The sequence below is a fragment of the Albidovulum sp. genome (assembly GCF_049646345.1).
Lineage (GTDB): Bacteria > Pseudomonadota > Alphaproteobacteria > Rhodobacterales > Rhodobacteraceae > Albidovulum.
This window is the reverse complement of record NZ_JBARVQ010000816.1, coordinates 1-6,787: the sequence shown is the minus strand read 5'-3', so window position 1 is coordinate 6,787 and position 6,787 is coordinate 1. Positions and strand designations below refer to the sequence as shown.

The following is a 6,787-nucleotide window of genomic DNA, read 5'->3' as shown; positions in this document are numbered from 1 at the left end:
GGGCTGCTCTGTCCGCTCCAGCGCTGCGAGGTCATGCGTCAAGCGCTGCAAGGCGTCAACATGATCTGCGGCAAGGAACCGGCCCCGGGCCTCATCGCCGATACGCAATTCCCCTTCGACCGCAATCACGGCATCATTGGGTGCCCGGCCGGGCAAGAGGCAGAACCCGCTGGCAAGCGGAATGCCTGTGCATTGCCCGTCATTCAGGGCGATGGTCCAGATGTCGGGTGGTGGGGGTGCCAGCGCATAGATGCGCGCCGCGGCAGGTCCGTATTCCGTCAGCCCGCGCGGGCTGAGCGCATAGTGGCTGATCCTGCCCCTCCGTTCCCGGGTCAGCCAGCCATCCGCCACCAGCCGCGATACGGCGGTTCGAAGCGCGCCCGGTTCGACCCCAAGGCGTCCGAGAATGGATTGCAGCACCGAAGCCGGGATACGACCGCCATGGGGCTGCGCCACATCGCCCATGATCGTGATGACAAGCGACCAGACCCGAAGGCGGCCTTCGGCATGCAATGCGGCGATCAAGGGGGAAAGCGGGTCCATGCTTCGATCTAACCCGAGCGCGCCACCATCGTCAAAAGTTCGTATTCGGCCACGGGCTCATCCTTCTGGTTCGTGACCGTCGCGGCCCAGGCGACCTCGCCGTAGGCATCGGTCCGCCGGGTCTTGCGTTTGACCACCAGACGCACCCGGATCGCATCGCCGGGGCTCACGGGTTTGAGGAACCGCAGGTGGTTCAGCCCGGTATTGGCCAGAACCGGGCCGGGTGCGGGATCGACGAAGAGGCCAGCGGCGAAGGAGAGGATCAGATAGCCATGCGCGACCCGGCCCGGAAAGAACGGATTGGCGCGGGCGGCCTCGTCGTCCATATGAGCATAGAATGTATCGCCGGTGAATTCAGCGAAATGGTCGATATCTGACAGTGATACAACCCGAGACGTGGTTTCAACGCTTTGTCCGACCTCAAGATTTTCGAAATCGTGCTGGAATGGATGTGTTTCACAACGCGGCGTGCTCGCACCCGGACAATGCTCATTCGTGATGCGGGACAACATCGCAGGGCTGCCCTGCACCGCCACCCGCGCCATGTAGTGCAGGATGCCGCGCACCCCGCCCAGTTCCTCGCCGCCGCCCGCACGGCCCGGCCCGCCATGGATCATATGCGGCAGGGGGGAGCCGTGGCCGGTTGCCTCTGCGGCACTGTCACGATCGTTGATGTAGATGCGGCCATGCCATGCCCCGGCCCCGGTCACATAGGTCTGCGCCAGGTCCGGGTCGTGGGTGAAGAGCGACGAGACAAGGCTGCCGCCGCCGCGATTGGCAAGGTGCGCGGCATGGGAAAGGTCGCGGTAGGGCAGGATCGTCGCGACCGGGCCGAATGCCTCGACCTCATGCACCGCGTGCGCGCTGTCAGGGTCGTCGCAGAGGTACAACTCCGGCGCGGCGAAAGCGCCTTCGGCGGGGATGTCGGGATGTCGGAAGACCCGCCGCGCCTCGTTTGCGATCTCGGCGGCACGGGCGGTGACATCTGCCTTCTGCGCCATCGAGACGAGCGGCCCCATCCGCGTGTCCGGGTCTGCCGGATCGCCGATCCGGATCGTGGCCAGCCGGGCGGAAACGGCTTCAGTAACCGCATCTGCCATCCCCTCGGGCACGATCATCCGCCGGATCGCGGTGCATTTCTGTCCGGCCTTGACCGTCATCTCTGCGGCAGCCTCTTTCACGAAAAGGTCGAATTCCGGCGTGCCCGGCGCGGCATCGGGGCCAAGAACGGCGGCATTCAGACTGTCCTGCTCAGCGATGAACCGCGTGCCTTGCGCCAGCAGGCGCGGGTTGGAGCGCAAGGCAAGTGCGGTGGCCGCCGAGCCGGTGAAACTGACCACGTCCTGCGCCCCGAGCCGGTCGAGAAGATCACCGGTTCGCCCGACGACCAGTTGCACCGCACCTTCGGGCAAAAGCCCGCTTTCGACGATCATGCGGAATGCGGCCTCGGTCAGGTAACTGGTCTGGGTGGCGGGTTTCACGATCACGGGCATGCCGGCCAGAAGTGCGGGTGCCAGTTTTTCCAGCATGCCCCAGACAGGGAAGTTGAAGGCGTTGATCTGCACCGCCACGCCCGGCATCGGCACCGCGACATGGCGACCGAGGAAGGTGCCATTCCGTGAAAGCTGTTCGACCGGCCCGTCGAGATACATGTCGCCATCCGGCATCTCGCGCCGCGCTTTCGACGCCATTGTCAGCGCGGTCATGATCCCGCCTTCGATGTCGATCCAGCCATCCTTGCGGGTCGCGCCGGTCAGGGGGTTGAGGGCATAAAGCTCCTCTTTCCGCTCCTGCAACATCAGCGCCATGGCCTTCACCATCCGCGCCCGTTCGTGGATGTTCATGGCGCGCAAAGCCGGACCACCTTTGCCCGTCGCCCAGCCATATGCCGCGCCGAAATCGATCCCCTCGGACCCGGCCCTGGCAATCGGTTGGTCAGTCACCGGGCTGTCGATCCGCGTCGCATCGGCCGAGGGCCCGATCCACTGTCCGGCGATGTAGGAGGATGGGGTGAGCATGGCGGCCTCCGCGCTTTTGCGTCAGTCTATCTCAGGACTGGGCTTGCGCAACACTCTTGACCGTTCGGTCGGATATGTAGCAGCATTCCCCAAGACAGGGAGAAGCCGATGACACCGCAGGAGCGGGCGGAAAGAAGTGCAGCCGCGATGTGGGCGGGCGATGCGGCCTCAAAACATCTCGGCATAGTGCTTGATGCGGTCGGGCCGGGGCGGGCGGTTCTGTCGTTCACGGTTCGGCCCGAACATCTGAATGGCCATGGCATCTGTCATGGTGGCTATATCTTCACGCTCGCCGACAGCGCGTTCGCATTTGCCTGCAACAGCCATAACCGGCTGGTCGTGGCGCAGCAGAATTCCATCACCTACCTCTCGCCGGGGCGGGAGGGTGAGCGTCTGCGGGCCGAGGCAGTGGAGGTCAGCCTGACCGGCCGGTCGGGCATCTATGACGTCACCGTCACCGGCGGTGATGGTCGCAAGCTGGCCCTGTTCCGGGGGCTGTCGCGCCAGATCGAAGGCCAGCATTTCGAGGAAGAGGCATGAGGGAAGCGTTTCTTTGTGAAGGGCTCAGGACGCCCATCGGCCGCTATGGCGGGGCTTTGGCCGCAGTCCGTCCCGATGACATGCTGGCGGGGGTGATCCGCGCAGTCGTCGCGGCCACGGGCCTGCCGGGCGAGGCCGTGGACGAGGTGATGGCGGGCTGCGCCAATCAGGCGGGCGAGGACAACCGCAACGTCGCGCGTATGGCGGCCTTGCTGGCGGGGCTGCCAGATAATGTGCCGGGTGTGACGCTGAACCGGCTTTGCGGATCGGGCCTCGACGCGGTCGGGCAGGCGGCCCGCGCGGTGCGATTGGGTGAGGCCGAGGTGGTGCTGGCTTGTGGCGTCGAAAGCATGAGCCGCGCGCCCTTCGTCATGCCGAAAGCCGAAACGGGCTTTTCGCGGAACGCAGAGATTTTTGACACCACCATCGGTTGGCGTTTCGTCAATCCGGTGCTGAAGGCCCAGTACGGCATCGACTCGATGCCTGAGACGGCTGAAAACGTGGCGGTCGAATTCGGCATCGCCCGTGCCGATCAGGACGCCTTCGCGCTCCGGTCCCAGACCCGCGCACTGGCCGCCATCGCCTCAGACCGCATGGCCGAGGAAATCGCGCCGGTGACGATTCCGCAAAGGCGCGGCGATCCGGTGATCGTCGCGCGGGATGAACATCCGCGTGAAACGACCGCAGAGAAGCTTGCGGCGCTGCACACGCCGTTCCGGGTGCCCGGTTCGGTCACGGCGGGCAATGCGAGCGGAGTGAATGACGGTGCCGCCGCGCTGATCATCGCCTCGGGAGACGCGGTGAACCGCTATGGCCTTGTGCCGAAGGCGCGCATCACCGGCATGGCGACGGCGGGCGTCGCCCCCCGCATCATGGGCGTCGGTCCGGTGCCCGCCACACAAAAACTGCTGGACCGGCATGGGCTTGGCGTTGCCGATATCGGCCTGATCGAACTGAATGAGGCCTTCGCCGCACAGGCGCTGGCCGTCCTGCGCCAGCTTGGTTTGCCCGATGACGCGGATCATGTGAACCCGAATGGCGGGGCCATCGCGCTGGGCCATCCTTTGGGCATGTCCGGCGTGCGGCTTGCCCTGACAGCGGGGATCGAGATGGGGAAAATCGGCGTCAACCGGGCGCTTTGCACGATGTGCGTGGGGGTGGGGCAGGGCATCGCGCTCCTGCTCGAAGCCCCCTGAGGAGGGATGATGAAAGACCTGACACCCGACCGCAAGACGCTCGACCAGATCGAGATCGCCAGCCGGGATGAGATCGCGGCGCTGCAACTTGCCCGAATGAAATGGTCGCTGAGACACGCCTATGACAATGTGCCCTTCTACCGGCTCAGCTTCGATGCGGCAGGCGTGCATCCGGGTGACCTGAAAGACCTCTCTGACCTTTCGAAATTCCCCCTCACCGCCAAAGCCGATCTACGCGCCAACTATCCGTTCGGCATGTTCGCCGTCCCGCGCGAAAAAGTGGTGCGCCTCCATGCGTCCTCTGGCACCACGGGAAAACCGACGGTCGTCGGCTATACGGCAAAGGATATTGACACATGGGCCGACTGCGTTGCCCGGTCGCTGCGCGCGGCCGGGACACGGGCGGGGGATGTCGTCCATGTCTCCTACGGCTACGGTCTGTTCACCGGCGGGCTGGGTGCCCATTACGGGGCAGAGCGGCTGGGCTGCACGGTCGTGCCCATTTCGGGCGGGATGACACCGCGCCAAGTGCAGCTGATCGAGGATTTCGGGGCCTCCACAATCATGGTGACGCCGTCCTACATGCTGGCCATCCTTGACCAGTACCGGGCTGAGGGGCGCGACCCACGGGAAAGCCCGCTGCAGGTCGGCATCTTCGGAGCGGAGCCCTGGACCAATGCGATGCGGGGTGAGATTGAACAGGCCTTCGACATGCATGCGGTTGATATCTATGGTCTCTCGGAGGTGATCGGGCCGGGTGTCGCCAATGAATGCGTCGAGACGAAGGACGGCCTGCACATCTGGGAGGATCACTTCTACCCCGAGATCATCGACCCCGAAACTGGTGCTGTCCTGCCCGAGGGCGAGAAGGGTGAACTTGTCTTCACCTCGCTGACCAAGGAAGCCTTCCCGGTGATCCGCTACCGCACCCGCGACCTGACGCGGCTGCTGCCCGGCACGGCGCGGTCGATGCGGCGGATGGAGAAGGTGACGGGCCGTTCGGACGACCTGATCATCCTGCGCGGCGTCAATATCTTCCCCACTCAGATCGAGGAACAGATCCTGACGATCCGCGCCTTTGCCCCGCATTTCCAGATCGAACTCAAGCGCGAGGGGCGGATGGATGCGATGACGGTACTGGTCGAGGCGGCGGAAGGACATTCGGATTCGACCGAACGGCTGGAGGCAGCCGCCGCCCTGAAAAAAGCGGTGCGCGATACGTCGGGGCTGAACATCGCGGTCAGCGTGGTCGATCCCGGCGGTATCGAGCGGAGTCAGGGCAAGGCCGCGCGCATCGTCGACAAGCGGCCGAAGGACTGACAGCATGCCAAGGGGACTGGCCCGCGATCACGACGACAAACGCGCGGCGATCCGCAAGGGGGCGGCAGGCTATTTCGCCGAACACGGGTTTGACCGCGCGTCGATGGCCGGGGCGGCGAAAGCCTGCGGTGTATCGAAGGCGCTGCTTTACCACTACCATCCCTCCAAAGAGGCGCTCCTCTTTGACATACTCGACGCGCATTTGTCGGATGTGGTCGCGGTTGTCGCAGAGGTGCCCGAAACCGCCCCCGATGCCCGGCTGAAGGCGCTGATCCGGGCGATCCTGATGGCTTACCGCGACGCCGATGCCGAACATCGGCTGCAACTTGACGCCCTGAACGCTCTTGCGCCCGAACAGAAGGCAAGGCTTCGGGCCTATCAGCGGCAATTGGTGGACACGCTCGGGGTGACGCTTGCATCACTGCGGCCGGGCCTTGAGGGCGACCGGTTGCAGGCGGCGACCATGTCGGTCTTCGGCATGCTGAACTGGTTCTTCCTCTGGCACAGGCCGGGTCGGGGCGTCACCCGCGAAGCCTATGCCGATCTGGTCGCTGACATGGTTCTGGGCGGGCTTCCCGGCGTCCTTCTCTAAGACGCTTTGGCTTTGCGTTTAGAATTTAAGTATCAGAATTCGAACGAAAAGGGCCCAGATTTTGGTTCGATGAAAACTCGACACGCCGTTACCGGCGCTTCGGCCCGTTGATCAGGACGACACCGAGGATCGCGGCGGCGATGCCTGCCGATGTGACCAGGCTCAGGCTTTCATCGAGAATGAGCATGCCGAGCGCAACCCCGATCCCGGCGCGCAGATAGCTCTGGCTGGCGGTGCCGAGCGGCCCGATGGTGCTGATCAGCCGGAAATAGAGGATGAGGGCGAGGGCGGTGGAGAGAACCGCCAGAAGTAGGGCGGCGATTGTCGCCTCGGGCGTGGGTTCAAGATGCCACGGGCGGTCGATGATGAGCGCCGATGGCAACAGGACCACTGTCGCGCAGATCATCGTGCCCGTCGCCGTCACCGCTGCATCAAGATGCGTGAAACGCCTGCCATAGAGCGCGGCCCCGGCATAAAGAGCGGCACCTGTCAGGCAGGCGAGCTGCCCGGCTATGGCCGGACCCAGCCCGGCCAGCGCGTCGGGGCCGGTGATCAGGATCACACCGGCAATGCCGAAA

6 protein-coding genes and 1 pseudogene are annotated in these 6,787 nt (G+C 64.8%); 4 read left to right on the top strand and 3 right to left on the bottom strand.

The annotated features are described in order from the left end of the window. Both WBB85_RS21415 and paaZ read right to left on the bottom strand, forming a co-directional pair. A pseudogene (locus WBB85_RS21415) lies at positions 1-543 on the bottom strand (hypothetical protein); the annotation flags it as partial. A gap of 8 nt (positions 544-551) precedes the next feature. Then, positions 552-2,561 (bottom strand): phenylacetic acid degradation bifunctional protein PaaZ, encoded by a 2,010-nt coding sequence (paaZ, locus tag WBB85_RS21410; RefSeq protein WP_432640602.1) that lies wholly within the window; start codon positions 2,559-2,561, stop codon positions 552-554. A gap of 108 nt (positions 2,562-2,669) precedes the next feature. Between paaZ and paaI the strand changes: the two genes are divergently transcribed. Genes paaI through WBB85_RS21390 form a run of 4 tightly spaced genes read left to right on the top strand, consistent with a single transcriptional unit; the run spans position 2,670 to position 6,209 of the window. Beyond that, a complete protein-coding gene (gene paaI, locus WBB85_RS21405) occupies positions 2,670-3,101 on the top strand; it encodes a hydroxyphenylacetyl-CoA thioesterase PaaI (RefSeq protein WP_432640601.1) in 432 nt (143 codons plus the stop codon). Next, positions 3,098-4,297, top strand: a complete 1,200-nt coding sequence (gene pcaF / locus WBB85_RS21400) for a 3-oxoadipyl-CoA thiolase (protein ID WP_432640600.1) — start codon at positions 3,098-3,100, stop codon at positions 4,295-4,297. The genes paaI and pcaF overlap by 4 nt, the downstream gene beginning before the upstream one ends. A gap of 9 nt (positions 4,298-4,306) precedes the next feature. Then, the gene (paaK, locus tag WBB85_RS21395; protein ID WP_432640599.1) at positions 4,307-5,617 is read left to right on the top strand and encodes a phenylacetate--CoA ligase PaaK; all 1,311 of its coding nucleotides are present in this window, start codon (positions 4,307-4,309) and stop codon (positions 5,615-5,617) included. A 4-nt stretch (positions 5,618-5,621) separates the two neighbouring features. Beyond that, entirely contained in the window at positions 5,622-6,209 is a 588-nt protein-coding gene (locus tag WBB85_RS21390; protein ID WP_432640598.1) for a TetR/AcrR family transcriptional regulator, read from the top strand. Between the two features lie 88 nt (positions 6,210-6,297). On the opposite strand, the gene WBB85_RS21385 is transcribed toward WBB85_RS21390, so the two are convergent. Beyond that, positions 6,298-6,787: EamA family transporter (locus tag WBB85_RS21385; protein WP_432640597.1), on the bottom strand; the 490-nt coding region annotated here is incomplete at its 5' end.

Bases quoted from the DNA above. Each gene is read 5' to 3' on its own strand.
- paaZ (WP_432640602.1), bottom strand. From the start codon at position 2,561: ATGCTCACCCCATCCTCCTACATCGCCGGACAGTGGATCGGGCCCTCG.
- paaI (WP_432640601.1), top strand. From the start codon at position 2,670: ATGACACCGCAGGAGCGGGCGGAAAGAAGTGCAGCCGCGATGTGGGCG.
- pcaF (WP_432640600.1), top strand. From the start codon at position 3,098: ATGAGGGAAGCGTTTCTTTGTGAAGGGCTCAGGACGCCCATCGGCCGC.
- paaK (WP_432640599.1), top strand. From the start codon at position 4,307: ATGAAAGACCTGACACCCGACCGCAAGACGCTCGACCAGATCGAGATC.
- WBB85_RS21390 (WP_432640598.1), top strand. From the start codon at position 5,622: ATGCCAAGGGGACTGGCCCGCGATCACGACGACAAACGCGCGGCGATC.